The sequence below is a fragment of the Acetanaerobacterium sp. MSJ-12 genome (genome assembly GCF_018917875.1).
Classification (GTDB): domain Bacteria; phylum Bacillota; class Clostridia; order Oscillospirales; family Ruminococcaceae; genus Bittarella; species Bittarella massiliensis.
The window spans coordinates 25,795-52,244 of record NZ_JAHLPK010000013.1 but is presented as its reverse complement, the minus strand read 5'-3'; the positions used below and the strand labels follow the sequence as shown (position 1 = coordinate 52,244).

At 60.6% G+C, this 26,450-nt stretch carries 26 protein-coding genes; 14 read left to right on the top strand and 12 right to left on the bottom strand.

The window, feature by feature from the left end:
* Window positions 1–17: 17 nt before the first annotated feature.
* Together KQI11_RS12595 and cuyB are read right to left on the bottom strand one after the other, a co-directional pair.
* The gene (locus KQI11_RS12595) at window positions 18–908 is read right to left on the bottom strand and encodes a putative manganese transporter (protein ID WP_286172783.1); all 891 of its coding nucleotides are present in this window, start codon (window positions 906–908) and stop codon (window positions 18–20) included.
* 143 nt (window positions 909–1,051) lie between these two features.
* Window positions 1,052–1,798, bottom strand: coding sequence for a cysteate racemase (gene cuyB, locus KQI11_RS12590; protein WP_216402369.1), 747 nt, complete (start codon window positions 1,796–1,798; stop codon window positions 1,052–1,054).
* Between the two features lie 237 nt (window positions 1,799–2,035).
* Between cuyB and KQI11_RS12585 the strand changes: the two genes are divergently transcribed.
* Window positions 2,036–3,028: a D-alanine--D-alanine ligase family protein gene (locus KQI11_RS12585; RefSeq protein ID WP_216402368.1), complete on the top strand. Its 993-nt coding sequence runs from the start codon at window positions 2,036–2,038 to the stop codon at window positions 3,026–3,028.
* Between the two features lie 96 nt (window positions 3,029–3,124).
* On the opposite strand, the gene gyrA is transcribed toward KQI11_RS12585, so the two are convergent.
* The 10 genes from gyrA to dnaA all read right to left on the bottom strand — a co-directional run bounded on the left by gyrA (window position 3,125) and on the right by dnaA (window position 14,151).
* Window positions 3,125–5,662 carry a DNA gyrase subunit A gene (gene gyrA, locus KQI11_RS12580; RefSeq protein ID WP_216402367.1) on the bottom strand — a complete coding sequence of 846 codons (2,538 nt, stop codon included), beginning with the start codon at window positions 5,660–5,662 and terminating at the stop codon, window positions 3,125–3,127.
* Window positions 5,663–5,722: 60 nt separating this feature from the next.
* Entirely contained in the window at window positions 5,723–6,403 is a 681-nt protein-coding gene (locus KQI11_RS12575) for a YcxB family protein (RefSeq protein WP_216402366.1), read from the bottom strand.
* On the bottom strand, window positions 6,400–7,056 hold the full coding sequence (locus tag KQI11_RS12570; RefSeq protein WP_216402365.1) for a YcxB family protein: 657 nt from the start codon (window positions 7,054–7,056) through the stop codon (window positions 6,400–6,402). The genes KQI11_RS12575 and KQI11_RS12570 overlap by 4 nt, the downstream gene beginning before the upstream one ends.
* A gap of 16 nt (window positions 7,057–7,072) precedes the next feature.
* The gene (locus tag KQI11_RS12565) at window positions 7,073–7,726 is read right to left on the bottom strand and encodes a hypothetical protein (protein WP_216402364.1); all 654 of its coding nucleotides are present in this window, start codon (window positions 7,724–7,726) and stop codon (window positions 7,073–7,075) included.
* 28 nt (window positions 7,727–7,754) lie between these two features.
* Window positions 7,755–9,683 (bottom strand): DNA topoisomerase (ATP-hydrolyzing) subunit B, encoded by a 1,929-nt coding sequence (gene gyrB, locus KQI11_RS12560; protein ID WP_353653982.1) that lies wholly within the window; start codon window positions 9,681–9,683, stop codon window positions 7,755–7,757.
* Between the two features lie 35 nt (window positions 9,684–9,718).
* Window positions 9,719–10,018: an extracellular matrix regulator RemB gene (gene remB, locus KQI11_RS12555; protein WP_059002981.1), complete on the bottom strand. Its 300-nt coding sequence runs from the start codon at window positions 10,016–10,018 to the stop codon at window positions 9,719–9,721.
* 27 nt (window positions 10,019–10,045) lie between these two features.
* On the bottom strand, window positions 10,046–11,146 hold the full coding sequence (recF, locus tag KQI11_RS12550) for a DNA replication/repair protein RecF (protein ID WP_216402363.1): 1,101 nt from the start codon (window positions 11,144–11,146) through the stop codon (window positions 10,046–10,048).
* A complete protein-coding gene (locus KQI11_RS12545) occupies window positions 11,143–11,358 on the bottom strand; it encodes an RNA-binding S4 domain-containing protein (RefSeq protein WP_216402362.1) in 216 nt (71 codons plus the stop codon). Before KQI11_RS12545 ends, recF begins: the two co-directional genes overlap by 4 nt.
* A complete protein-coding gene (gene dnaN / locus KQI11_RS12540; RefSeq protein ID WP_216402361.1) occupies window positions 11,348–12,454 on the bottom strand; it encodes a DNA polymerase III subunit beta in 1,107 nt (368 codons plus the stop codon). The genes KQI11_RS12545 and dnaN overlap by 11 nt, the downstream gene beginning before the upstream one ends.
* 359 nt (window positions 12,455–12,813) lie before the next feature.
* Complete coding sequence (dnaA, locus tag KQI11_RS12535; RefSeq protein ID WP_021660071.1) at window positions 12,814–14,151, bottom strand: chromosomal replication initiator protein DnaA; 1,338 nt, start codon at window positions 14,149–14,151, stop codon at window positions 12,814–12,816.
* Window positions 14,152–14,553: 402 nt separating this feature from the next.
* On the opposite strand from dnaA, the gene rpmH reads away from it, so the two are divergent.
* The 13 genes from rpmH (at window position 14,554) to KQI11_RS12470 (ending at window position 26,178) form a co-directional block, all read left to right on the top strand.
* Window positions 14,554–14,688, top strand: coding sequence for a 50S ribosomal protein L34 (gene rpmH / locus KQI11_RS12530; RefSeq protein ID WP_021660069.1), 135 nt, complete (start codon window positions 14,554–14,556; stop codon window positions 14,686–14,688).
* Window positions 14,689–14,747: 59 nt separating this feature from the next.
* Entirely contained in the window at window positions 14,748–15,119 is a 372-nt protein-coding gene (rnpA, locus tag KQI11_RS12525) for a ribonuclease P protein component (RefSeq protein ID WP_185916801.1), read from the top strand.
* The gene (yidD, locus tag KQI11_RS12520) at window positions 15,116–15,343 is read left to right on the top strand and encodes a membrane protein insertion efficiency factor YidD (RefSeq protein ID WP_021660067.1); all 228 of its coding nucleotides are present in this window, start codon (window positions 15,116–15,118) and stop codon (window positions 15,341–15,343) included. The genes rnpA and yidD overlap by 4 nt, the downstream gene beginning before the upstream one ends.
* Before the next feature lie 34 nt (window positions 15,344–15,377).
* Window positions 15,378–16,439 carry a YidC/Oxa1 family membrane protein insertase gene (locus KQI11_RS12515; RefSeq protein WP_185916800.1) on the top strand — a complete coding sequence of 354 codons (1,062 nt, stop codon included), beginning with the start codon at window positions 15,378–15,380 and terminating at the stop codon, window positions 16,437–16,439.
* A gap of 30 nt (window positions 16,440–16,469) precedes the next feature.
* Window positions 16,470–17,444 carry an RNA-binding cell elongation regulator Jag/EloR gene (gene jag, locus KQI11_RS12510; RefSeq protein ID WP_216402360.1) on the top strand — a complete coding sequence of 325 codons (975 nt, stop codon included), beginning with the start codon at window positions 16,470–16,472 and terminating at the stop codon, window positions 17,442–17,444.
* Between the two features lie 393 nt (window positions 17,445–17,837).
* Window positions 17,838–18,221: a VOC family protein gene (locus KQI11_RS12505; RefSeq protein WP_216402359.1), complete on the top strand. Its 384-nt coding sequence runs from the start codon at window positions 17,838–17,840 to the stop codon at window positions 18,219–18,221.
* Window positions 18,222–18,401: 180 nt separating this feature from the next.
* Entirely contained in the window at window positions 18,402–19,781 is a 1,380-nt protein-coding gene (mnmE, locus tag KQI11_RS12500; protein WP_216402358.1) for a tRNA uridine-5-carboxymethylaminomethyl(34) synthesis GTPase MnmE, read from the top strand.
* A 75-nt stretch (window positions 19,782–19,856) separates the two neighbouring features.
* Entirely contained in the window at window positions 19,857–21,767 is a 1,911-nt protein-coding gene (gene mnmG, locus KQI11_RS12495; RefSeq protein WP_216402357.1) for a tRNA uridine-5-carboxymethylaminomethyl(34) synthesis enzyme MnmG, read from the top strand.
* Entirely contained in the window at window positions 21,764–22,474 is a 711-nt protein-coding gene (rsmG, locus tag KQI11_RS12490) for a 16S rRNA (guanine(527)-N(7))-methyltransferase RsmG (RefSeq protein ID WP_216402356.1), read from the top strand. The genes mnmG and rsmG overlap by 4 nt, the downstream gene beginning before the upstream one ends.
* Before the next feature lie 167 nt (window positions 22,475–22,641).
* Window positions 22,642–23,466, top strand: coding sequence for a ParB/RepB/Spo0J family partition protein (locus KQI11_RS12485; protein WP_216402355.1), 825 nt, complete (start codon window positions 22,642–22,644; stop codon window positions 23,464–23,466).
* A gap of 300 nt (window positions 23,467–23,766) precedes the next feature.
* Complete coding sequence (locus tag KQI11_RS12480) at window positions 23,767–24,546, top strand: ParA family protein (protein WP_207721374.1); 780 nt, start codon at window positions 23,767–23,769, stop codon at window positions 24,544–24,546.
* Window positions 24,547–24,548: 2 nt separating this feature from the next.
* Window positions 24,549–25,400 (top strand): ParB/RepB/Spo0J family partition protein, encoded by an 852-nt coding sequence (locus KQI11_RS12475; RefSeq protein WP_216402354.1) that lies wholly within the window; start codon window positions 24,549–24,551, stop codon window positions 25,398–25,400.
* A 40-nt stretch (window positions 25,401–25,440) separates the two neighbouring features.
* Window positions 25,441–26,178 (top strand): acyl-[acyl-carrier-protein] thioesterase, encoded by a 738-nt coding sequence (locus KQI11_RS12470; protein ID WP_216402353.1) that lies wholly within the window; start codon window positions 25,441–25,443, stop codon window positions 26,176–26,178.
* Window positions 26,179–26,450 lie beyond the last annotated feature (272 nt).

Below are 26,450 nucleotides of genomic sequence, written 5' to 3'. Positions count from 1 at the left end.
ACAACCGTCTGTTTCCTCTAAAATCCCAGCAGCTGAAGGGCAATGCCCGCCCCGATGCCGACGGCCAATAAAATTGCAAAGACAAGGGCATTTTGGCACTTGTCGCGGTTTTGCTTAAAGAGAACCACCAGCCCCAGCCCTGCGCCGGTGGTCAGCCCCGCCACCACCGAGCCGAAGGTGAGGCTGCCGGAGAGGTAGAGTTCAGTGAGCAAGACCGAGGAGGCGCAGTTGGGGATGGCGCCGATAAGCGCCGCCAGCACCGGCTGCCAGAGGCTGTTTTGCAGCAGCAGTCGGGAGAGATTTTCGGTGCCGATGAGGGCGATGGCCAGGTTGAGGGCCAGCATGATGGCCACGACAAAGGCAAAAATCTGCAAAGTGTGCACCGCGGCGGCCCGCAGCAGGGGATGGCGGCCCCGGTAGGCGTCGCAGCTGCTGCAGCCGTGGTGATGGTGGTGGTGATCCTCCCCGCGAGGACCCTGCTCGGCCTGTGTTTTCCCCCGCCGGACCCGGCGAAAAATCAAATCGGCCACCAGCCCCACTGCCACAGCCAACAGCGCCTTGGTGAGGAGCAGCTGCCCCATCAGCCCCAAACTGCCGGGGTTTGCCAACAGCACGGGGATGGCCTCGTCGGAGGTGGAGATAAAGACCGCCAACAGGGTGCCGGTGGTGATCAGTCCCCGGGCGTAGAGGTTGGCGGCGGCGGCGGAAAACCCGCACTGGGGGACCAGCCCCAACAGCGCGCCCCCCACTGCGCCAAAAGGCCCCCCCAGGGCCCGGTGCAGGTTTTTGGCCCGGTGCTCCATGTACTCGATGAGGAGATAGGCCCCGAAGAGAAAGGGCAGCATCTTGACGCCGTCGATGGCGGTGTCGAGGAGAATATCGAAAAGCGTTTCCATAAATGCAGACAAAAGAGGACCTCCCGGCCGCCCGGCAATCTTCGCCGCGGCCTACTTTAAAAGAATAGTAGTTGCAACACAGTCGCAACTACTATCTGAGTATACCTCTTTTTCAGCAAAAAATCCAGAGAAAAATGGCTTTTTTCAAAAATTGGTCAGACCGAGCGCAACGTCTCTTCTCTCCGGCCGCTGACGAGGGTCTTGTAGGCGGGTTTGAGACGGGCGCCGCAGGCCAGAACAGAGGCCCGGGCCAACACGTCCAGCACGTCCAGATACCCCTCTCCCAGGCGGAGTTCATCCCGGGCCACAGAGAGTTCGGTACAGCCCAAAAGAATGCACTGGCAGCCCTTTTTCAATAGGCTGGCGCTGGCTTGGGCAAAGGCGGTGGCGTCGGCCGGTCGACCGGCCTTGATATTTTGGTAGATGATGTCCGTCACCCTGCACTGGTTGGCCCAGTCGGGCGTTTCCGCTGCAATCCCCCTGCGAGAGAAGGCCTTTTGCAGGATGCCGGTGCGGATGGTCCCCTCGGTGGCGAGGAGGCCCACCTTTTTTACCCCCTCTTTCTGCAGACAGAGAGCGGTCTCCTCCAGGGCGTTGAGGATGGGCACCCCTGTCGCCTGTTGCAGGGGGGCAAAAAAATAGTGGGCGGTGACACAGGGGATGGCGATACACCCCGCCCCCAGGCCCTCCAGCGCCCGGATCGTGCCGATGAGGGCGGGCAGGGGGTCGGGCTGGCTGCGGTCGAGGATATAGGCGGTGCGGTCGGGGGTGGAGGGGCGGTTGAGAAGGGCGATCTCCAGGTGATCCTGGTCACTTTTGGCGTCGGTCATCTCCACACAGCGGCGCATAAAACAGGCGGTGGCCAGGGGACCGAGTCCGCCTGCAACTCCCAAAATTTTCATCTCTTCGCTTCCTCTCTCGGCTTTCGATCGGGTTTCTTGGCTCTGCTCATAAAAAACAAAACACCCCATATCAGGGTGTTTTGGGGCGCCCTTCGGGAGAACTGGGCAGCCCGGATTCACCGGCTATTCACATTCTGTTATTAGTTTACCAGATAAATTGGTTTACAATATATATAAATTGTAAATGTAAAGTGAAAAAATCTACTGCAAAAGTAGATGAAAGGGGGAGACATGCCATTGAACAGGAGAGTGGTATTGCTGGCGGACCGGGTGCAGTCTTACGGGGAGGTAAACCAGTTCAGCGACAATTTGGAGTGTGTGAGCGAGGGGTATTTTGAGTCCCTCTACGGCGGGTTGCAAGAGGTGGCGCCTGCGGTGGTCCACTACAGCCACCCGGCCCAACTGATGGAGCACATCCGCGAGCACCGGGACGACATCGTCTTCACCGTCTGGTCGGGGCGGCGCTCCCGCAACCGGCGGGGGTACGTGGGCTCCATCTGCGAGGCCTACGGCATTCCCTACGTGGGGGCCGATCCCTACGTGCAGCTGCTGACAGAGGACAAGAGCCTGACCAAACACCTCTGCCGGAAATACGGCATTGACAGTGCCCGAGAGGTGTTGGTGGAAGGGCCCGACCAGCTGCCCCAAATTGACGACCTTCGCTTCCCGCTAGTGGTCAAACCCAACGCCGAGGGGGGGTCAAACGGCATCACCAAGCGAAGTTTGGTGGACAGCCACGACGGCGCCAAACAACTGGCCACGGAGCTGCTGGAGCACTTTCACCAGCCCATCCTGGTGGAGGAGTACATCGAGGGGAAAGAGGTCTGCGCCAGCATTGCCGGCACTCCGGAGCACATCGATGTGCTGGAGGCCGACTTGCTGATTTTAAACGGCAAGGACTACCAGTCCCACGACATCTACAGCTGCGAACCCAAAAAGGGGGAGCAGGGGAAGGTGGAGATGGTGAGGGGCACCCATCTGCTCACCGAGCAGATGAAAGGGCGCTTTGCCCGCCTCTTTAGGGCCCTGGGGAAGGTGGACGTGATGCGGGTGGACGGCCGCATCGGCCCCGACGGGTTCAAGCTGATCGAGCTCTCGCCCGACTGCTACATGGGCGCCGACGGCAGCACCGCCCTCTGCTTTGAGTGGGCGGGGTACAGCTATCCCCAGATGCTGGACCTGCTGCTGCAAAATGCCCTGGCGGAGTTTGAAAAGAGACGATCGCTCTAGTTCCACACGCCGGTCCGCACACCGAGCCGATGTGTCCTCCAATTGAAAAGAGAGGGAGCAGCCCGCGGGCTGCTCCCTCTCTCTTTTTTGAAACTGCTATTCTTCCGGTTCCTCGGCAGGGGGCTCGGAAGCGGGGTCGGAGGCGTCGGCAGGCGGCTCTTCCTGGTCGTCTTCGCCTGGCTCCTCTTCTTCTCTGGCGGTGCGGGCCATGGTGACCACTCGCTCCCCCTCGGGGACCCGCATCACCCGCACGCCCTGGGCGTAGCGGGACTGGACGCTGATGTCCGCCACCGAGATGCGGATGATGACCCCGTTGGAGGCGATGAGGATCAGGTCGTCCTCCTCGTCCACCACCTTGATGTTGCAGACTTGGCCGTTTTGCTCCACCTGCTTGTAGTTGGTGATGCCCTTGCCGCCCCGGGCCTGCAGCCGGTATTCGGACAGGTCGGTGCGGCGGCCCAACCCCTTCTCGGTGACGGTGACCAGGGTGGCCCCCTCGCGGACGCGGGCCATGCCGATGACCTGGTCCCCCTCCTCCAGGGCGATGGCCTTCACGCCCCGAGCGCTGCGGCCCAGGGGGCGGACGTCGTTTTCGTCAAAGCGGATGGCCTTGCCCATCCGGGTGGCGACGATCAGCTGGTTCTGGCCGCCGGTGAGGCGGCACCAAGCCAGTTCGTCCCCCTCGTCGAGGGTGATGCAGATGAGCCCGCCCTTGCGGTTGGTGTAGAAGGCCGAGAGGGCGGTGCGCTTGATGACCCCCTGACGGGTGACCATGATCAGGTACTGGTCGTCGGTGAACTCGGTGACCTTGATCATCGAGGTGACCTTTTCGTTCTCCTCCAGCGGCAGCAGGTTGACGATGTTGATGCCGCGGGAACCGCGGGATCCCTCGGGCACCTGGTAGCACTTCTGCCGGTAGAGGCGGCCACGGTTGGTCATGAAGAGGACGTAGTCGTGGCTGGAGCAGACAAACAGCTCCTCGGCAAAGTCCTCCTCTCGCCGGGTCATCCCCGACAGGCCGCGGCCGCCACGGCGCTGGGTCTTGTAGGTGGAGACCGGCTGGCGCTTGATGTAGCCGTAGTGGGTGAGGGTGAGGACGCACTCCTCCTGGGGGATGAGGTCCTCGATGTCCACCTCGCCGCTGACGGCGGCGATCTCGGTACGGCGGTCGTCACCGTACTTCTCTTTGATTTCGTTTGCCTCTTCTTTGATGATGGAGAGGAGCTTGCCCTCGTCGGCGAGGATGGCCTCCAATTCGCCGATCTGCACCATCAGGGCGGCCAACTCCTCCTCGATCTTGCTGCGCTCCAGGCCGGTGAGCTGGCCCAGGCGCATGGCGACAATGGCCGAGGCCTGCACGTCGTCAAAGCCAAAGCGCTCCATCAACCGCTCTTTGCCCTCGGGAATGGTCTTGCTCTCCCGCAAAATGGCAATGACCTCGTCAATGAAGTCCAGGGCGATCTTGAGACCTTCTAAAATGTGGGCCCGCTCCCTGGCCTTTTTCAGGTCAAACTGGGTGCGGCGGGTGATGACCGATTTCTGGAAGTCGATGTACTGCTGGAGCATCTCCTTGAGGCTCAAGACCTTGGGCTCGCCGCCGGACATGGCCAACATGATGACCCCAACCGTCTCCTGCAGCTGGGTGTAGGAGTAGAGCTGGTTGAGGATGACCTGGGGGATGGCGTCCTTTTTCAGCTCCACCACGATGTGGATGCCCTGCATGTTGGACTGGTCCTTGAGGGAGGAGATGCCGTCCACCCGCTTTTCCTTGACCAAATCGGCAATGCTGGAGACCAGGCGCGACTTGTTGACCATGTAGGGGATCTCGGTGATGATGATCTGGTTGCGGCCGTTTTTCCCCTCGACGATCTCCGCCCGGCCCCGCAGGGTGATCTTGCCGCGGCCGGTGGCGTAAGCGGCGCGGATGCCCGAGTAGCCCATGATGATCCCCCCGGTGGGGAAGTCGGGGCCCTTGATGTGGTCCATCAGCTCGGCGACAGAGGCGTCAGGGTTGTCGATGAGGAAGTTCATCCCCTCGATGACCTCTCTCATGTTGTGGGGGGGGATGTTGGTCGCCATTCCCACGGCGATGCCGGTGGAGCCGTTGACCAGCAGGTTGGGGAAGCGGGAGGGCAGGACCGCCGGCTCCTGCAGCCGGTCGTCGTAGTTGGGGACAAAGTCCACCGTCTCCTTCTCGATGTCCTGCAACATGTACTCAGAGATCCGGCTCATCTTCGACTCGGTGTACCGGTAGGCGGCCGGGGGGTCGCCGTCGATGGAGCCGAAGTTGCCCTGCCCCTGCACCAGGGGGTAGCGCAGGGAGAAGTCCTGCGCCAGGCGGACCATGGCGTCGTAGACCGCCGCGTCGCCGTGGGGGTGGTAGCTGCCCAGCACCGAACCGACGGTGTCGGCGCACTTGCGAAATGCCTTGGACGCGGTGAGGCCGCGCTCGAACATGGTGTACAAAATGCGGCGGTGCACCGGCTTGAGGCCGTCCCGCACGTCCGGCAGGGCGCGGCCGACAATGACCGCCATCGAGTAGTCCAGATAGGACTTTTTCATCTCTTTTTCCAGGTCGACGACGATGACTTTGGTGTTGTCAGCCGCTGGCGTCACGGATTCTCCTGTACTCATAATGGTTTCTTGCCTCCTCATTGGGGTTTTCAGGTGTGGGCGGGGGAACTCGAGAGCTCGCTACTTGAGTTTCCGCCTCGTAAAGTCGCCGAAGATGGTCTTCATCTCCACCTCGGTGTTCATGTATCCGTTTTTGAAGAAGTACTCCTTCAGGTCGATGGAGAGGATCTTCGAGAGCTCGGCAAACTGCTCGGTCTCCATCTTGGATTTGGGAATGGGGACGCAGGTCTGGTCGCCGGTGATGAGGGCGAAGAACTCGGCGTCCTCATAGGCCTCGTAGAGGTTTTTGTACTCCTTGTTGACCTCGATCCCGCCGTCGTCGCTGCGAAAGAGAAAGCTCTCCCGCCCCAGGACGACGATCCCCCCGTGCATGGCCTCGTGCCGGTCCCTGACAATGCTCTCCAGCCGGCGGCGGGTGTAGATGTTGTAAAAGATCGCCATCAGGATGCAGATGACCATCAACAGGGCGGACATCCCCACCATCTGCCAGTTGACCTTGGAAAAGTCCAGGTGGGAGTAGTCGATATAGGGGGAGAGGGTGCCGTTTTTCAGGGTGTGCACCGCCACCGCCGACTGGCCCAAAGCGTAGATCATGCTGCAACAGAAGATGAGGGCCATCACCGAAAAGAAGATGGTGCGGATGATGTTGCCCCGCTTCTCCTTCTTGCCGTAGACCAGGTCGAACACCTTGCGGGTGTCATCTAGGGTGAGTTCGTACTGCAGTTGCAGGGGAAATTTCATTGCTCGCCGTTCCTTTCAGAGAGGGGATCGCCGGGCTCCTCAGCCCCCTCTTCCTCTCGGGCGGTCAGCTCGTCGGCCTCGCGGTCCAGCTCCTCCGCCTCTTCCAGCTCGGCCTCGTCCATCTTCCGGCGCACCAGCTCCTCGATCTGGTCGATCTTCTCCTCGCCGATGGCCTTCAGGGGCAGCACGTAGCCGCCCTCTTTGCTCATCCGCAAAATCAGGCAGTCCCCCAGGCGGTAGACCTTTTGCAGGTCCTTGTAGGCGACGCTGCCGGTGCCCACGCAGGAGGTCTCGAAGATCTTGTTCTCCAAAAACTCCAGGGTGACGTCGTTGTGGAAGTACTCGTTTTGATCAAAGGTCTTCTTCACCGCTTTGGAGAGCTGCCGCTCAAAAAAGGCGGGGTAGAAGAGGACCGAGAACAGCCCCATGCACAGCAGGGCCACCGCCAGCACCAGGTTGAGGGAGGAGTTGGCCTGGCTGGTGAAGTTGAGCACCAAAAAGACCACGGCCAACACGATTTCCACCGCGCCGAAGATGGTGACCTTCTTCTTGCTCTTGTCGATCATCTCCTTGGAGACGTGCATGTTGAAGTTATAAAAGTCATTAAAATCCATTTGAAAGGTGACTTTGAGGATAGGGGATTCCTTGCTCATGGAAAACACTCCTTTTTTAGCGGGCCGAACGGTCCTCGGTGGCCAGGTGAAGGCCCTCCATCTCCTCCTCGGTGAGGAGTTTGGGGATGTGGTACTCCTCGATCTTTTCGCCTAAAAAAGCGCGCAGCTTTTCGACTTTATCGGGGAAGATGTAGCGCTTGGAGATGATGACGCGCTGAAACTGCCGCAGGTTGGGCTTGTTGGTGTTCTCCTTGATGCGGATGATGATCAGGTTCGACGTCTCCTGGATGTAGGCGATGTCCTCGTACTCGAAGAAGCGCCGGTAGTTGTCTGCGGCGAGGTTGACCTCGCTCTCCCCAAAGGAGAGGAAGATCTTGTCGTCGTAGATGTTGACGATGTTGCTCTTTTTCAAGTTGAGGTAGAGGTTTGTCATGTTGCGGTAGTCGGCGATGTAGCCGCTGTAATACTCGTAGAAAAAGCGCAGCACAAAGACCGCCGCAAAGGCCAGTGTCAGCCAGATGTAGGCCTTGTCGATAAAGGGGGCAAAGACGAAGAAGAGGGTGAACAACAAATCGGCGATCAGGCACTTCATCAGCACATTGGCGGCGTTTTTGCGGTCGTCCAAACAGGACCAGTACTGTTCAAAGAGGAGAAATTCATACCAGTCGTCCTGGTTGTTGATATAGGTGACTTGGGGGTATTCGTTCATAGGTTCTCTCCTGTTGCCATGCGGCCGGTCAGATGTCCAGATTCTTGACGTACCGGGCGTTTTTCTCGATGAACTCGCGGCGGGGGGCCACCTTGTCGCCCATGAGGATGGTGAAGATCTCGTCGGCGCGGGCGGCGTCGTCCATCTCCACCTTGAGCACGGTGCGGTTCTCCGGATTCATGGTGGTCTCCCACAGCTGCTTGGGGTTCATCTCGCCGAGGCCTTTGTAGCGGGAGATCTCCCACTTGCCCTCCAGGGTGGCCATGTACTGATCGCGCTCTTTGTCACTGTAGGCGTAGTAGACCTTTTTGCCCTTGAAAATCTTGTAGAGGGGGGGCTGGGCCAGGTAGACCCGGCCGTCCTCGATGAGGGGGCGCATGTAGCGGAAGAAGAAGGTCAGCAGCAGGGTGCGGATGTGGGAGCCGTCCACATCGGCATCGGCCATGATGATGATCTTGCCGTAGCGGACCTTCTCGATGTCAAAGTCCTCGCCGATGCCGCATCCCAAGGCCAGGACGATGGGCATCAATTTGTCGTTGCCGTAGACCCGGTCCACTCGGGCCTTCTCCACGTTGAGCATCTTGCCCCAGAGGGGGAGGATGGCCTGGAAGCTGGAATCCCGCCCCATCTTGGCGGAGCCACCGGCGGAATCGCCCTCCACGATGTAGAGTTCAGTGCGGACGTTGTCGGTGTCGGCGCAGTCGGCCAACTTGCCGGGGAGAGAGGCCGATTCCAGCGCGGTCTTGCGCCGGGTCAGCTCTCTGGCCTTGCGGGCGGCCTCCCTGGCGCGAGAGGCGGTGAGGGCCTTGTCAAAGACCGCTTTGACCACAGCGGGGTTTTCCTCAAAGTAGACCATCAACTTGTCGTAGACCATCGACTCCACCAGGGAGCGCACCTCAGTGTTGCCCAGGCGGGCCTTGGTCTGGCCCTCAAACTGGGCCTCGGTCAGCTTGACGCTGATGACCACCGTCAACCCCTCCCGCACGTCCTCGCCGAAGAGATTTTTGTCCCCGTCTTTGAGGATGCCGGCCTTCTTGCCGTACTCGTTGAACACCCGGGTGAGGGCCGATTTGAAGCCCATCTCGTGGGTGCCGCCGTCGGTGGTGTGGATGTCGTTGGCAAAGGAGAGGATGACCTCGTTGTAGCTGTCGTTGTACTGCATGGCGATCTCAGCGGTGGTGTCGCCCTTCTGCCCCGACAGGTAGATGATGTCGGGGTGGATGCAGTCGAGCCCCTTTTTCCTGTGCAGGTACTCCACAAAGCTGCGGATGCCGCCCTCGTAGTGGAGGGTCTCGGAGAGGGGGTTCTCCCCATCGCGCTGGTCGGACACCCGCACCCGCACCCCGGCGTTGAGGAAGGCTTGCTCCCGCAGACGGGAGAGGAGGGTGTCGTAGTCGTACTCCACCTCTTCAAAAATCTCCTCGTCGGCCTTGAACTGGACGATGGTGCCGGTCCCCTCGCAGGGGCCCACCACCTTCAAGTCCTCCTCGGGCACGCCGCGGTGAAATTTCTGGTAGTGCAGCTTGCCGTCGTGCTTGACCCAGACCTCCAACTCGGTGGAGAGGGCGTTGACCACCGAGGCGCCCACGCCGTGGAGACCGCCGGAGACCTTGTACCCGCCGCCGCCGAACTTGCCGCCGGCGTGGAGGATGGTGAAGACCACCGTCACCGCCGGCAGGCCGGTCTTGTGCTGGATCCCCACCGGGATGCCGCGGCCGTTGTCCTCCACCCGGATGACGTTGCCGGGGAGGATGTCCACCGAGATGTCGGTGCAAAAGCCCGCCATGGTCTCGTCGATGGCGTTGTCCACGATCTCGTAGACCAGGTGGTGAAGTCCCCGGGGCCCGGTGGAGCCGATGTACATGCCCGGGCGCTTGCGCACCGCTTCCAGTCCCTCCAGGACCTGGATTTGGTCTCCGCCGTACTCTTGTTCGCTCAAGGGTTTATTTTCTTCCACAGATGATTCCTCCCATTGGATGGCGCTGCAGGGCCCTATTGGCCCTGCGGCTGGGTTTTGCGGTTGTAGCGGCCGGCCCGCTTGCGCAGGGTGGCCGACGAGATCTGCGAGATGTAGATGCGGGTCTTCCCCCGCTCGCCGCAGATGATAAAGGACTTGGGCAGTTCCACTTGCAGGGGGTCCTGCTGGGAACAGACGTTGATGACCCCGCCCGCCGCCTCACAGCCCCTGAAAAAGGCCTTGGTGTCCCGGGATACCGAGGTGTTTTCGATGTCGAAGATGCCGATGATTGAGTCGGTGGAGACCACCGTGTCCTGGCCGAGGTGGATGTACATAGATCGCTCTCTCTTTCCTAGTGGCGTTTAGGCGGGGGACAGGGCGCCCCGCTCCATCCGAAAGACCTTGCCGGACAGAAGGCCCTCAAAGTGGGCGGCGTCACAGCAGGTGATGAAGACCTGCGCCCCCTCCAGGTGGTTGAGGACATAGCTCTGCCGGCCCTGGTCCAGTTCGCTCATCACGTCGTCTAAAAGCATCACCGGCGTCTCCCCCGAAACCTCTTTGAGCAGGTACCCTTCGGCCAGCTTGAGGGCCAGGGCCGCACTCCTCTGCTGTCCCTGGGATCCGTAGACCTTGGCGTCGAGGCCGTCGATCTGCAGAGAGAAGTCGTCCCGGTGGACCCCCAGGGTCGAAAAGCCGGCGCCGGTGTCATCGGTGCGGGCGGCGCGCAGCGCCTCTCGGTAGGCGACCTGTACCTGGGGAAGGGGGGTGTCGGGGGAGAGGGAGAGAAAGCTCTTATAGCCGACCGTCAACTCCTCCCGGCTGGAGGAGAGGCCCCCGTAGATGGAGCAGGCATTCTGCCCCAACTTGTTCAGATAGCGCACCCTGGTGCGCCATACCTGCGCCCCCCAGGCGGCGATGGAGTCGTCAAAGACGTCCAGCAGGTCGTAGGCGGACCCGTTTTTGTAGAGTTCTTTGAGGACGGCGTTTTTCTGCGAGAGGGCCTTTTTGTACTGGTAGAGCACATGGATGTAGCGGGGCCGCACCTGACAGATGGCCCCGTCCAAAAAGCGGCGGCGGACCGACGGGCCCTCTTTGACGATGGAGAGGTGGGCGGGGGAGAAGACCACGCAGCAAAAGCTGCCGGCCAGTTCGGCCGGAGAGGTCTTGCCCACCCCGTTGAGGAGGATCTCCCGCCGCTCGCCGTAGCGGAGCTTGGCGCTCTGCTCCCGCCCCTGTGCCGAGAAGGACAGGGAGAGGGTGGCGACCCGTTCCCCCTTCTTGACAAAGTCCCGCTCCTTGGAGGGACGAAAGCTCTTGGCGCCGGTAAAGTTCCAAATTGCTTCGATCAGGTTGGTCTTGCCCTGGGCGTTGTCGCCGCAGATGACGTTGACCCCCTCGTCGGGGCAGAGGGAGACGGAGGCGAGGTTGCGGTACCCCTCGGCCGAGAGGGAGAGGACCTTCACAGGGTGACCTCGTACTCCCGCCCGCCAAAGGAGAGGATGTCGCCGGGGTAGACCTTTTTGCCCCGCTGGGTGACGACCTCCCCGTTGACTTTGACCAGACCCTCGGCCACCAGCTCTTTGGCCTCTCCCCCGGTGCCGATGAGCCCGGCAAATTTCAGCAGCTGGTCGAGTTTGATGAAAGGGGGGCGGATGGAGATGGGCTCAGCCTTCATTTTTCAACCTCACGGGCAGCACCAGGAAGAGGAAGGAATCCCCCTCCGGCGGGGTGACGGTCATGGGGGTGAGGGAACTGGTAAAGGAGAGCTTCACCTCGTCGCAGTGGGCGTATTTGAGGGCGTCGAGGAGGTATTTGTTGTTGAAGCCGATCTCGATGTCGTCCCCTTGCTTGTTGGCGACGAATTCGTCCTGCACCTTGCCCAGAGGGGTTTTGCAGAGGACGCTGACCGTCGCGTTCTCAAAGGAGATCTTGAGGGGGTTTTTGAAGCGGTCATTGATGATGATGGACGCCCTCTCCACACTGTCGATAAAGGTGCGGGTGGCGACGGTGACCACCGTGTTGGAGGATTTGGGAATGGAGTTTTTGTAGTCCAGGAAGTTGCCCTCCAGCAGCCGGGAGAAGACCGAGTACCCCGAGACCTGAAAGAGGATGTGTTTGGGGGAGAGGTAGACGTCGGCCTGGTTTTCCTCCTCCTTGATCAGCTTGGCGATCTCGCTGGCGGTGCGGCCGGGGACGATGAAGTCGCAGGGGGTGAGGATCTGAGCGGGCTCCCGCCGCAGGGCCAGCCGGTAGCCGTCGACAGCCACCAGGGTCAAAATGCCCTCCTCTGCCTCGAACTTGATGCCGGTGTGGACCGGCTTCTGGTCGTTTTGGGCCACAGCGTAGAGGGTCTGTTCGATCATGCTCTTGAGAGAGGCCTGGTCGATGGAGAGGGTCTTCTCCCCGTCGATCTGGGGGATGGCGGGAAATTCGGCCGCGTCGATGCCGATGATGGTGAACTCGGTCTGTTTGGTGGTGACGGTGGTGAGGAGGTTTGCGTCCACCGTCACGCTGACCGAATCGTCGGAGAGTTTGCGGATGATGTCGGAAAAGAGGCGGGCGGGCAGGACGATGGTGCCGGTCTCCTCGATTCCAGCGGGGATCTGGGTGGTGATGCCAAATTCCAGGTCGTAGCCCGAGAGGGTGATGCTGTCCTCCCCGGTTTGGATGAGGACCCCTTCTAGGGCGGGGATGTTGGACTTGCCGGGCACTGCCTTTTGGATATTCAACATTGCCTCGCTGAGGGATTGGCGGTCGCAGATGAATTTCATGGCAATTTCCTTTCTGTTTGGAAGATAGAAAAGATAAAGATAGTCGTAGTAGTAGGGGGTGTGAAAACGGTGGAAAAAGGGGATGGAGCCTGTCTGTGTGCGGCCTGGCGGCCTTTTTTCGGCGGTGGGGAGCGGTGTGAAAAAGTTGTGGAGTTTGTGGGGGTGGGCGGATTTCTCCACATCGCTGTGAAAAGACAGGGCTTTTATGTGGGGAAAATGTGGGGCGTTTTGGGGAATTTGCGTCACGCGCCCCTCTTTTTTTCGCCTATAATTATATAGGAAGGAAAAGAGAGGAGATTTTCCCGCCCAGCCGATTTTTCCACGGCCGGGGGAGAGGGTGTGGAATTTTGGAGAAGGCTCTACTTCTTGATGTTTTTGATGATGTCGTTGATGGTCTCCTGCAGGCGCTGGTTTTTTTTGAGCTTGCTCTTCATCTCGTTGAGGCTGTAGACGATGGTGGAGTGGTCCCGGCCGCCCAGCTCTTCGCCGATGTTTTTCATGGGCATCTGGGTCACCTCGCGGATGACGTAGATGGCCACCTGGCGGGCCTGGGAGACGTCGGCCGATTTCTTTTTGCTCTTGATGTCCTGGGGGGAGACGTTGAAGGTGCGGGACACCTCGCTGATGATGCGCTCCACCGTCACCGGGATGGGCTGGTTGTCGTTGAGGATGTCCTTGATGGCCGCGTGGGCCACCGCCACCGTGGGGGAGATGCCCTCGAGCATCTTGTAGGCGTTGATCTTTTTCACCGCCCCCTCCAGCTGGCGGATGTTGTTTTTGATCCGGTTGGCGATGAACTCGGTCACATCGGAGGGGAGATCGAGGCCCAAAAGCTCCGCCTTGCGGCGGATGATGGCGATCCGGGTCTCAAAGTCGGGGGGCTGGATGTCGGCCAGCAGTCCCGATTCAAAGCGGGAGCGAAGCCTGTCCTCCAGGGTTTTGATCTCTTTGGGCGGCCGGTCGGAGGAGAGGACGATCTGCTTGTGGGACTGAAAGAGGGTCTCGAAGGTGTGGAAGAACTCCTCCTGGGTGGAGATCTTGCCGCCGATGAACTGGATGTCGTCGATGAGGAGGACGTCGGCCACCCGGTACTTGTTGCGAAACTCCATGGTGGTGCCCGAGCCGATGGCCGAAATCATCTCGTTTGTGAACTCCTCGCCCTTGACGTAGACGATGTTGGCCTGGGGGTTGTTTTTCTTGACCTCGTTGCAGATGGCGAAGAGGAGGTGGGTCTTGCCCAGCCCCGAGTCGCCGTAGATGAAGAGGGGGTTGTACACGTTGGAGGGGTTGGCCGCCACGGCCATGGCCGCCGCATGGGCGAAGTTGTTGGAGGAGCCGACGATGAAGGAGGCGAAGGTGTAGTCGTAGTCCCCGCCGATGCCCACCTGGTTGAGGGCCTCTTCCGGCTGCTTGTTCTCCTCTTTGGCGGCGGCGCCATCGCCCTTGACCATGGCGTCGCAGGTGATCTGCACGGCGACGGGGAAGCCCAACACACTCTCAAAGCCCTGCTTGATGATCTCCAGGTACTTCTCGTTGATCAGATCCTGCTGAAATTTGCTGCGGACGTAGAGCAGGGCGGTGTCGTTTTCCAGTTTGACGGGTTCGATGCATTTGATCCACAGGTCGTACACCATGTCGGACAGTTGGGTTTTGCAGTGGTGGGCGACCAGTTCCCACACATCGCTGAAGGAATCCATAACGGCGAGTACCTCCCCTATCGAAAATAAAAATATTTTTGGATGCTATTTCATCACACTATTTTAGCACAAAACAGGCCTGGTTTTCAACTGAAAAACACCCATCTGGAAGCATTTATAAAAGGAAATGGCGCAAATTTTCGTTTTGCGGGGAAGTAGGGATATTTTGCGGGGGTATGGGAGGGGACAAAAAGAGCCATTGCAGGGCAAATTTCTGGGGGAAGGGAAAACGGATGCCGCCAAAGGGGGAGGGACGGGGGAAAAACAAACGGGGGGAGCAGGGGGAGAAGGGCTGAAAAAGGGCGTAGCCGTCCCCTTTTTTTAAAAAACCAGTTGACAGTTCGGGGAGAAATCCGTATACTAATTAAATGCAAGGTTTTGCCTCGAAAGGAGGGGTTTAGAGTGAAGAGAACCTACCAGCCCAAGAAGATCCACCGGAAAAAGGAGCACGGTTTCCGCAAGCGGATGAGCACCAGAAATGGCCGCCGTGTCTTGTCCCGCAGAAGAGCCAAGGGCAGAAAACATCTGAGCTACTAATGTGAAGGCCACAATCCGCATTGTGGCTTTTCTTTTTCTGCACGGAAAAAAGGGACGAAATGAAGCGACATCCGCACCGGCCGCCAGCTCCCCCCCCGGGGAAGGTGGCGCCCATCAAAGAAAATCGCGAATATCTCAAGGTCTACAAAAGGGGGCGCTCTCAAGTGCATCCCCTTATTGTGACATACGCGCTTAAAAACCGGCTGGGCTACACCCGGCTGGGGATCACCACCAGCAAAAAAATCGGCAAGGCGGTCCAGCGGAACCGGGCCCGCCGGCTGATCAAGACGGCCTACCGCAATCTCCTCCCGGAGATCGCGCCGGGCTACGACATTGTGGTGGTGGCGCGGACCAAGGCCACCTTCTCCAAGGAACAGATGGTGGAGCGCGCCCTTCGCAGCCAGCTGAAAAAGGCGGGCGTGCTGCCATGATACGGCGGTTTCTCATCGGCTGTATCCACTTCTATCAGCGCCATTTTCACCACCCCCCCACCTGCCGGTTTTACCCCACCTGCTCGCAGTATGCAGAGGAGGCGTTGGCGGTACACGGCGCCCTCTGGGGGAGTGTGCTGAGCATTTGGCGGGTGCTGCGCTGCAACCCGTTTGGCAAGGGCGGATTTGACCCCGTCCCGCCCAAGCGCCAAAAATCGAGGTAGATATTCTCGCACAGTACGGAGGAAAAAGACAACTATGAATTTCATCAGCGAAATTTTCGGGTACCCCTTGGGGTTCTTGATGCAGGGGTGCTACTTCCTGGTTCAAAACTACGCCGTGGCGCTGTTCCTGTTTACTCTGGTCACCAAGATCCTGCTGTTCCCGCTGGCTGTCAAGCAGCAGAAATCCACCGCCCAGATGGCGGTGTTCCAGCCCAAGATCACCGAGATCAACAAGAAGTTCGCCACCGACAAGCGGCGCCAGCAAGAAGAGATGATGAAGCTGTACGAGGAGTACGGCTACAACCCCACCGGCGGCTGCCTGCCGATGCTCATTCAGTTCCCCATCCTCTTCGGCCTCATCGACGTGGTGTACAAGCCCCTGACCCACATCGTCCGCATCCCCAGCGACGTCATTCAAAAGGCCCTCACCTTTGCCGGTGAGACGCTGAATCTGGAGTTGAGCAAGGTCAACCCCCAGGTTTCCCTCATCAACGCGGTGAAGGCCGACCCGGGCAGCTTTGAGATGTTCAACGCCGAGCAGATCCACAAGATCACCAACATCAACTTCAACTTCTTCGGCATCGATATGTCCGCCACCCCCCACTTTGCGCTGGAGCCCCTGGTGGTGGTCCCCATCCTGGCCGGGCTGACCATGATCCTCTCCTCCTGGGCCTCCATGAAGTTCTCCGGCTCGGGACAGGCCATGCAGGGGAACCCCGCCGGGGGGATGAGCAAGTTCATGCTCTACGGCATGTCCCTCTTCTCGGTGGTCTTTGCCTTTCAGGTGCCCGCCGGCGTCGGCCTCTACTGGATCTTCTCCAATGTGCTGCTGATCCTGCAGTCCTATATCCTCAACAAGATCTACAACCCCAAAAAGTTGGCAGTTGAGTACGAGGCGAAGGTGGCGGCCATCCGCGAGGCCAAAAAGAAGAAGGTCAAGGTGGAGGTCAAGGATCAAGAGGGACACAAGAAGACGGTGGAGAAGGTCCTCACCGAAAAGGAGCTCAACCGCCTGCGCCTGGCCAAGGCCCGCGAGTTGGACGAGGCCCGCTATGGCGGCGAAGGGCCCAAGCCGCAAGACAGCGAATCAAAATAGCCGCCGAAGGCAAGTAGGGGGTATATCGCTATGAGAGAGTGTATCAAAACCGCGCCCGATGTGGACCGCGCCATTGCGCTGGCCTGCGAGGAGTTGGGAGTGAGCCCGGAAGAGGCCAATGTGGAGGTGCTGGAACTGCCCTCCAAGCGGCTGTTCGGACTGCTGGGCACCACCCCCGCCAAAGTGCGGGTACAGGTGGAGGAACCGGAGTGGGAGAAGAAACAGGCCGCCGAGGCGGCCAGACCCGCCCCTGTCGCTCCCCCTGCAAAACGGGAGCCGCAGCCTGTCAAACAGGCGGACAAGCCCGCCCCAGCCCCTGAGAAAAAGGCCGAGGAAGAGCCTGCCGTCCCCAAGGCGCGGGAGGTGAGCGAGGCGGAGGAGGCCAAGGCCGCCGTGGCCGAGAACTATCTGCGCGACATCCTGCAGAAGATGGGGATGGAGGGGATCACCGTCGAGCGCCGCTTTGGCAAAGACGGGGTGATCTTCAACCTCAGCGGCAGCAAGGTCGGCGGGCTGATCGGCCGCCGCGGCGAGACCCTGGACGCCATTCAGTACCTGACCAGCCTCTGCTGCAACCGGGGCGGCGGCGACTACCTGAAGGTGTCGATCGACAGCGGCGACTACCGGGAGAAGCGCAAGGAGACCCTGGAAGCCCTGGCCAAAAAGATCGCCGGGCAGGTGGTCAAGAGCGGCCGCTCCACTGCGCTGGAGCCCATGAACCCCTACGAGCGGCGGATCATCCACTCCGCTGTGCAGACGGTGGAGGGGGCCACCTCCAAATCGGTGGGGGAGGACCCCTATCGCAAGGTGGTCATCAGTTCAAAGAACCCGGTGAAGCGCAGCCGGCCCCCCTACGACCGCAGCCGCCGCAGCGGCGGGCGGAGAGACGGGGGAGAGAACCGCTCCAGAGAGCGGAGCCAGAGCCCTCGCCCCCCGCAGAAACCGGCGGAAAAGCCGAAGGACGAGGCGGCGGAGCTGCCCCTGTACGGGAAAATCGAGCTGTAAGAGTGAGCGGGAGAAGCATGGGCTTCTCCCGCTTTTTTGACAAAGGGAAGCGGCGAGGTTTTCCACATCCCTTTGCAAGGTGTGGAAAACAGGGGCCTTTTTTGTGGGAGATAGGAAAACAAACCGAAGTATTTTGTATAATAAAATTAATATAATACAAATAGTATATTTGATGAGCGCTTTTTGGGTCGATGAGCGTCATCTCTTTCCCGCCCTTTGAAAAAAAGAGAAAAGGGCGGTGGACGGCTCTTGTAATTTGCCGGCACAATCCGTACAATAAAAATGGATTGCAAGAAACTCCTTGTGTCCCCCTCTGCGCGAAGCGGCGGGAAGACGACTTGGATACCCTGCGGCAGGGCGAACGGCCCGGCGACGGGAGGAGGGAAGACGAGGATGGAAACAAATATCTGTTCGGTGCTGGCCGTTTTCCCCGTCCCAGACATGGAGAGGACGGCGCGGTATTACTGTGATGTTTTGGGGTTTCGAGCAGTGCCCTATCTGACCGTGCAGGAGCCGCACATCTGCCTTTACCGGGACCAGGTGGAGATCGTGTTGACCGGGGCCAACCGGGGGCGGATCTTCCCTCACCGGGAGCTGTACGGGTACGGGGAAGACGCCTATCTGGTGGTCCGCGGCCAGGAGGCCCTGGAGTCGGAGTTTCGAGAAAAGGGGGCAAAGATCGTCCGCCCCCTGCAGCTGACCGACTACAACAACCGGGAGTTTGTGCTGGAGGACATCGACGGCCGCTGGCTGGCCTTTGGGATGAAACAGGGGTAAAACCGACGCGGCAGAACAATCCGCTTTCGGGGGTCAGTGATATACCGGGGATGTTGGGGTTTCGGGCAGAGATGCGCTTTTGCCGGCGGTCCCTGGGGGAGAGCCGTTGCAGTTTTAGTTTTCCACCGCCGGTCGACCGTTGGTGGAAAATCCATTGTCCTTTAGGGAGGAGGAAGTTTTATGCAGACCACCATTGCCGCCATTGCCACCCCCCTGGGAACAGGGGGGTTGGGGGTGGTGCGCCTGTCGGGGCCCCGGGCCTATGAAATTGCGGCGCGGGTCTTTGTCCCCGTCAGCGGCAGGGATATCCGCCGCCAAAAGGGGTACACCGCCCTCTTGGGCCGGGTGGAGCGCACCCTGCCCGACGGCAGGCGGGAGATGCTCGACCAGGCGGTGGCCCTCTTCTTTCGGGCCCCCAAAAGCTACACTGGGGAGGACGCGGTGGAGCTCTCCTGCCACGGCGGGGTGGCGGTGCTGCAGGAGACCCTGCGGGCGCTGCTGGACGCTGGTGCGGAGTTGGCGGGACCGGGCGAGTTTTCCAAGCGGGCGGTCTTGGCGGGGAAGATGACCCTCACCCAGGCGGAGGGGGTCATGGACCTGATCAACGCCCAGACCAGACAGGGCGCTGCCGCCGCCCTTTCGGCCATGGACGGCCGCCTCTACCGGCATGCCGCCGCCATCCGCGCCGATTTGGTGGATTTGGCGGCCCATCTGGCGGCCTATGTGGACTACCCGGACGAGGACATCCCCCAGTTGGAGGAGGGTGTTTTGACTGACCGACTGCAGCAGGCTGCCGATCAGCTGTCCGCCCTCCTGCAGAGTTTTGACACAGGCTCGATGATACGCAATGGCATTGACACCGCCATTGTGGGCAAGCCCAATGTGGGCAAGTCCACCCTGATGAACCTGTTGGCCGGGTACCAGCGCAGTATCGTCACCCAGGTGCCGGGCACCACCCGCGACGTGGTGGAGGACCGGGTGCAGCTGGGGGAGGTGACCCTCAACCTGGCCGACACGGCCGGCATTCGGGAGACCGACGACCTGGTGGAGCAGCTGGGAGTGCAGCGCTCCCGGGAGAAGTTGGAGCGGGCCCAACTGGTGCTCGCCCTCTTTGACGGCTCGGTCCCTCTGGACGAGGAGGACCGGCAGCTCCTCTCGCAGATAGGGGACAAGCCCTGCATCGCCGTCATCAACAAGCAGGACAAGGCCCAGCGGCTGGACGTTGAGGCGGTGCGGGCCCAGATCCCCGACCTGGTGACCATGAGCGCCCGCGAGGAGCGGGGCGTGGAGGAGCTGGAACAGGCCATTTTGCGGAAGCTGCGGCTGGAGAAAATCGACCTGCAGAACGGGCTGCTCATCAACGAGCGGCAGCGGCAGGCCACCAGTCGGGCGGCGGCCCGGGTCGTGGACGGGCTGGACGCCCTGCGGGCGGGGATGACCTACGACGCGGTGGCGGTGGAGATCGACGAGGCCATAACAGCCCTGTCGGAACTCACCGGCGAGAGCGCTGGAGAACAGGTCATCGATGCGGTGTTTGCAAATTTTTGTGTGGGAAAGTAGAGCGGGCCGAATTCCACCGCTTTTTAAAAGATGTGGAAAACAGGGACCGCCGACGGAAGAGGGATGAGACGAGAGATGGAACGGCTTCGTTTGGGCGAGTACGACGTGGTGGTCATTGGCGCCGGCCACGCCGGGGTGGAGGCGGCGCTGGCTGCCGCCCGGCTGGGGTGTAGGACCGCCCTCTTCACCATCACCCTGGATTTTATCGCCAATATGCCCTGCAACCCCTCCATCGGGGGGACGGCCAAGGGGCACCTGGTGCGGGAGATCGACGCCCTGGGCGGGGAGATGGGTCGGGCTGCCGACGCCACCTTCTTGCAGAGTCGGATGCTCAACCGGGGGAAGGGACCGGCGGTGCACAGCCTGCGGGTACAGTCGGACCGGGCCGCCTATCACGCCTACATGAAACAGGTGGTGGAGCGGCAGGAGAACCTGGATGTCAAACAGGCCGAAATCGTGGAGATCCTCACCGACGGGGGTCGGGTCTCGGGGGTGGTGACCAAGTTGGGGGCCGAATACGGCTGCCGGGCCGCCGTCATCGCCAGCGGCACCTTTTTGAACGCAGTGGTCTATGTGGGGGATGCCTCCTACCGCTCGGGCCCGGACGAGACGAGGGGGGCCGACCTCCTCTCCGATTCGCTGCGGCGGCTGGGCATCGGCCTGCGCCGGTTCAAAACCGGCACCCCGGCCCGGGTCAACCGGCGGAGCATCGACTTCTCCAAGCTGGAGCCCCAGGAGGGGGACGAGGAGATCGTCCCCTTCTCCTTCGAGACCAGGGGGGAGCTGCAAAACCGGGCGCTGTGCTACGTGGCCTATACCAACGAGAGGACCCACCAGGTCATTCGGGACAACATCCACCGCTCCCCCCTCTACGGGGGAAAGATCGAGGGGATCGGCCCCCGCTACTGCCCCAGCATCGAGGACAAGGTGATGCGCTTCCCCGATAAGCCCCGCCACCAGATCTTTGTGGAGCCCTGTGGGGAGAACACCGAGGAGTACTACCTGCAGGGGATGAGTTCCTCCCTGCCGGTGGACGTGCAGCTGGCCCTCTACCACACCATCGAGGGGTTTGAAAAGCTGGAGATCATGCGCAACGCCTACGCCATCGAGTACGACTGCATCGACCCCACCCAGCTGGCTCCCACACTGGAGTTCAAGGGGGTCCCCGGCCTTTTTGGGGCGGGGCAGTTCAACGGCACTTCCGGCTATGAGGAGGCCGCCGCCCAGGGGCTGGTAGCCGGGATCAACGCCGCCCAGGGGGTGCGGGGGAAAGAGCCGCTGGTGCTCGACCGCTCCTCCTCCTACATCGGCACCCTCATTGACGACCTGGTCATCAAGGGGGTCACCGACCCCTACCGGATGATGACCTCCCGCAGCGAGTACCGGCTGATCCTGCGCCAGGACAACGCCGACCAGCGGCTGACCCCCATCGGCTACCGGTTGGGACTCTGCTCCCAGGCGCGCTATGACGCCCTGATGGAGAAGAAACAGGCCATTGATGCCGAGCTGGCCCGGCTGGAGGGGACGACCGTCTCCCCGACGGAGGAGCTCAACACCCTGCTGCAGGAACTGGGCACCGCCCCGCTGCACAGCGGGGCAAAACTCGCCGACCTGTTGCGCCGCCCTCAAGTGGGGTATGACGCCCTGGCCGGGGTGGACAGCCAGCGGCTGCCGCTGCCCCGCCCGGTGACCGAGCAGGTGGAGATCTCCCTGAAGTACGAGGGGTACATCCGCCGGCAGCTGGAACAGGTGGAGCAGATGCAGAAACTCGAGCGCAGGCGGTTGCCCGTGGAGATAGATTACGCCTCTATCGGTGGCTTGCGACTGGAGGCGCGGGAGAAGTTGGCAAAGGTCCGCCCCCAAAATTTGGGACAGGCTTCCCGCATATCGGGGGTCTCTCCGGCGGACATCTCGGTGCTGCTCATCTGGCTGAGCCAACAGGGGGGCAAAGAGGAGAAGGACGAGGGAGAAAAGGGAGAACGATGATTGACAGAGAGAGAATGAGAGCGCTGGCGGCTGCCCAGGGGGTCGCCTTGAGCGACCTGCAGTTGGAACAGCTGGACCGCTATGCCGACACGCTGGTGGAGGCCAACCAAAAGATGAACCTGACGGCCATTGTCGACCGGCAGGGGATCGAGGAGAAGCACTTTTTAGACAGTTTGCTGTTGGTGCCCCTGCTGCCGGAGGGCTGCAAGAGCCTGATCGATGTGGGGACCGGGGCGGGCTTTCCCGGGGTGGTGGCCAAGGTCGCCCTGCCCGGCCTTCGCCTCACCCTGCTGGACAGCTTGCAGAAACGGGTGACCTTTTTAGAGGAACTCTCTGCTCATCTGGGCTTTGGCGGGGTGACCTGCCTGCACGGCCGGGCGGAGGAGAGCGGCCGCGACCCTGCACTGCGGGAGCAATTCGACGTGGCCACTGCCCGGGCGGTGGCCGACCTGGCGGTGCTGGCGGAATACTGCCTGCCCTTTGTGCGGCTGGGTGGCCGCTTCTTTGCCCTGAAAGGGCCCGCCTGTGAAGAGGAGTTGGAGCGGGCTGCCTCGGCCATCGCCCTGTTGGGGGGCGAGGTGGTGGGCGTTCACCCCCAAACTCTGCCCGACGGCAGCAGCCGAAACATAGTAGAGGTCAAAAAGATATCGCAAACTCCGACAAAATATCCCCGGAACGCCGGGAAAATCAAAAAAAATCCGCTTTGAGGGCGGATTTTTTTGTTGCCCACAGGAAGGGCGTGTCGATTTTGGAAGATGGAAATGTCTGGAAAACTCATTTCCCGCGTGCTATACTGAAAAAGAAGCAGGACAAGCTGTATTTTTACAGGATACCGCCTTTTTTGAAAAAAGCGGTGAAGTGGGAGGAGACAACAATGGCAGCTCTTTTTTCAAAAAACAAGGTTGTGGGAAAGGTGGTCGATCTGCCCATCGAGGAGATTCAGGCCAACCCCGCTCAGCCCCGCATGGAGTTTGACGCCTATGAGCTCATCGGCCTTTCGGAGAGCATCCGCCAGAACGGGCTGTTGCAGCCCATCACGGTGCGCAAGCTGGAGGAGGGCGGGTACGAGCTCATCTCGGGGGAGAGGCGGCTGCGCGCCTCCAAGCTGGCCCGGTTTTCCACCATTCACGCCATCGTTGTGGAATCCAGTGAGGAGCAGTCGGCGGTATTTGCCCTGTTGGAAAATATTCAGCGGCAGGACTTGAACTGCTTTGAACAGGCGCGGGGGATCAAAAAGCTGATGGAGTGCTGGCACGTCACCCAGGAGGAGACGGCCCGCCGCCTGGGGATCGCCCAGTCCACCCTGGCCAATAAACTGCGGCTGCTGGGCCTGGACAGGGAGGTGCAGGACTGCATCGTCTCCCAAAAGTTGAGTGAGCGCCATGCCCGCGCCCTGCTGCAGGTGGGAAAAGAGAAGCGCCTTTCGGTGGCCCAGTTGGTGGCACAGCGCCACTACAGTGTGGTACAGACGGAGGACTACATCGCCCGGATGGCAGCAGAGGACGCCGCCACGGCTACCAGACAGAGAAACCGCTTTATTGTCAAGGATGTCCGCATCTTTCTCAACACGGTGGACAGGGCCATTGACTTGATGAAGCAGGCCGGGGTGGACGCCCAGGCGAGTACCGTGAAGGGGGAGGAGTACATCGAGTACAACATCCGCATCCCCCTGAAAAAACAAAAAAAGGAGAGCGCCTAGGTCTTTGCTGGCAACAGGCTGTTTTGGGAAGGACAGCCCGCCAGCGCAAACAATGAGACCGACGTGCTCCTTTTGATAGAGTGCCTTCGGGCGCGAGAAGGAGAAAGAAAGGCCAAACAGGCCTTTCTTTTTTTGTTTGGGTAGAGAGGATGTTTCACGTGAAACACCAATGGGCTGTTTGTTCCACGTGAAACATCTCAAAATAAGGGAAAAAGGGGAGGAGGGTTTTTTTGATGGGGGAGCTGTGCTATAATGGTTACAGACTTTGTTGAAATGAGAGCACGAGGAGGCGGAGTGTCCTTGGGAAAAACCATTGCCATTGCCAACCAAAAGGGCGGGGTGGGGAAGACCACCACCGCCGTCAATTTGGCGGCCAGCCTGGGCGAGCTGGGAAAACGGGTGCTTCTGGTGGACATTGATCCCCAGGGAAACGCCACCAGTGGCCTGGGGGTCAACAAGCGCGCCAGCGAGCAGACCACCTATGAGCTGATGACCGGTGACGCCGCCTTTGACCAGGTCGCAGTGCACAGCGCCTTTAAAAATGTCGACCTGTTGCCCTCCAGCATCCAGCTGGCCGGGGCGGAAATCGAACTGGTGGAGATGGCAGACCGCCAAAACCGCCTCAAAAAGACCATTGCCGAGGGCAAAGAGCGCTATGACTACCTGCTCATCGACAGCCCCCCCTCCCTGGGGCTCATCACCCTCAACGGGTTGGTGGCGGCCGATACCGTCCTGATCCCCATTCAGTGCGAGTACTATGCACTGGAGGGGCTCTCCCAGCTGATGAACACGGTGCGTCAAGTCAAGCGGCTCTACAACCCCCTCCTCGAGGTGGAAGGGGTGGTGCTGACCATGTACGACAGCCGCCTCAACCTGACGGTGCAGGTGGTGGAGGAGGTCAAGCGCTATTTTGGGGCCAAGGTGTATGCCACAGCGGTGCCCCGCAATGTGCGCCTCTCCGAGGCGCCGAGTTTTGGCCAGCCCGCCCTCTACTACGACAGGGGTTCCCGGGGGGCTAAGAGCTATCTGGAACTGGCGGAGGAGCTTCTCCGCCGAAATGGCGACAAGGCGGTGATTTAGGGATGGCGACCAAAAAGAGAGGGCTGGGCAAGGGCCTGGACGCCCTGTTTGTAGACAACGCGGTGGAGAGCGAGAGCCGGGTCAACACCCTGCCCATTGTCGAGGTGGAGCCCAACCGGGACCAGCCCCGCAAGGAGTTTGACCAGGAGGCCCTAGAGGAGTTGGCCGCCTCCATCGCCGAGCACGGGGTGCTGCAGCCCATTTTGGTGCGCCCGGTGTCCGGCGGATACCAGATTGTCGCCGGCGAGCGCCGTTGGCGGGCAGCGAGGTTGGCGGGGTTGGTGGAGATCCCCGCCGTCATCAAAGAGATGACCGACCAGGAGGTGGGACAGGCCGCCCTGGTGGAAAACCTGCAGCGGGAAGACCTGAATCCCGTGGAAGAGGCGCTGGGCTACCACCAATTGATGGAGCAGTTCGGCATGACCCAGGAACAGGTGGCCAAAAAGGTAGCCAAATCCCGGCCGGCGGTGGCCAACGCCGTGCGGCTGCTGGGTCTGCCGGAGGAGGTGCTGGCCTTTTTGCGGGCGGGCAGTCTCACGGCGGGACACGCCAAGGCGCTGCTCTCCCTCAAGGACGAAGAGCTGGTGCTCCCCGCTGCCCAGCTGATGGTGGAAAAGCGCCTTTCCGTGCGGGAGGCCGAGCGCTACTGCAAGCGCCTCAACGCAGCTCCCAAGGCGGAAAAGACAGTTTTGCCCCCCGAGCCCATCTTCAAAGAGGTGGAGTTGAGCCTCACCGAGGTGTTGGGCCGCCGGGTCAAGGTGACCACCGATGGCACCAAGGGAAAGTTGGAGATCGAGTATTTTTCCAAAGACGATTTGATGCGGCTGGCCAGCGTCTTCAACGAAAAAATTTAGGCGTTCATCTGCCAGAGGAGAAAGAAGGGGCGAGGGAGTTTTGTATACACAGCGTCTTTTGGTACCCAAACACCAGGCGGGTACGTCGGGAGAGATGAGCCTGGGCTATATGATGCGCAACGTGCAGGAGGTGGCGACCAACCACTTCGCCAGCCAAAACGGCCTCCCCTGTGACGACAAGGGCAGCTGGAAGGTGGCCTTTTTCATCGCCAACTGCCATCTGCAGATTACCCGCCCCCCGCGGGTGGGAGAGGAGATTGCAGTCAGCACCTTCCTGCGCCGGGTGAGCGGCGCCTTCTTTGAGCGGGACACCGAGATCTGTTCTGCCCAGGGGGAGGTTCTGGTGCAGAGCTGCAGCAACTGGTTTTTGCTCGACCGGCAGAGTATGTCGGTGCTCAAACCCAGCGAGTGCCCCTATCAAAATGAGATGGACAGCCGGGACTTCCCCGTCACCTCCCAGCGGCGGCTCCGCTTTTCCCCCGATGTGCTGCGGTGGGTGGGGGAGCGGACGATCCGCTACACCATGATCGACGCCAACGGCCACACCAACAACGCCGTCTACGGCGATCTGGCCATGGATGCCTGTTGGCAGGTCTTCGGTGGCCGCCAGCCCAGTGGGGCGCAGTTTGTCTTTAACCACCAAGCAAAGTTGGGCGACCGGCTTCAGCTCTTTGCCGCAGAGGAGGAGGACGGCGTACTGTTGGTGGGAAAAATTGGGGATAATCGAGAGGCGCCGGACAGCAAGAGTGCCTGCTTTGTCTGTGCACTGAAAAGATAGAGAGGGGCGGAGAAAAGTTCTCCGCCCCCTTTTGGCGCCCTCGAATAGGAGAGAACCGAACTGTTTAGGAAAGCGGTTTCTAAACAATGGGGAAGAGGGGGCGAGGGGGGCTGTAAAAGGGGAAGAAAAGCGCGTATTTCTATTCTGTTTGCCCAAAAAAACGAGAAAAGGAGGGGACAAAATATCCGCCCGCCTTCATTGCATAAGGCTAGGCAAAATGATACAATAGGTATCAAATCAGACGAGGCCACCAGAGGAAGCCGGCGCGCCGG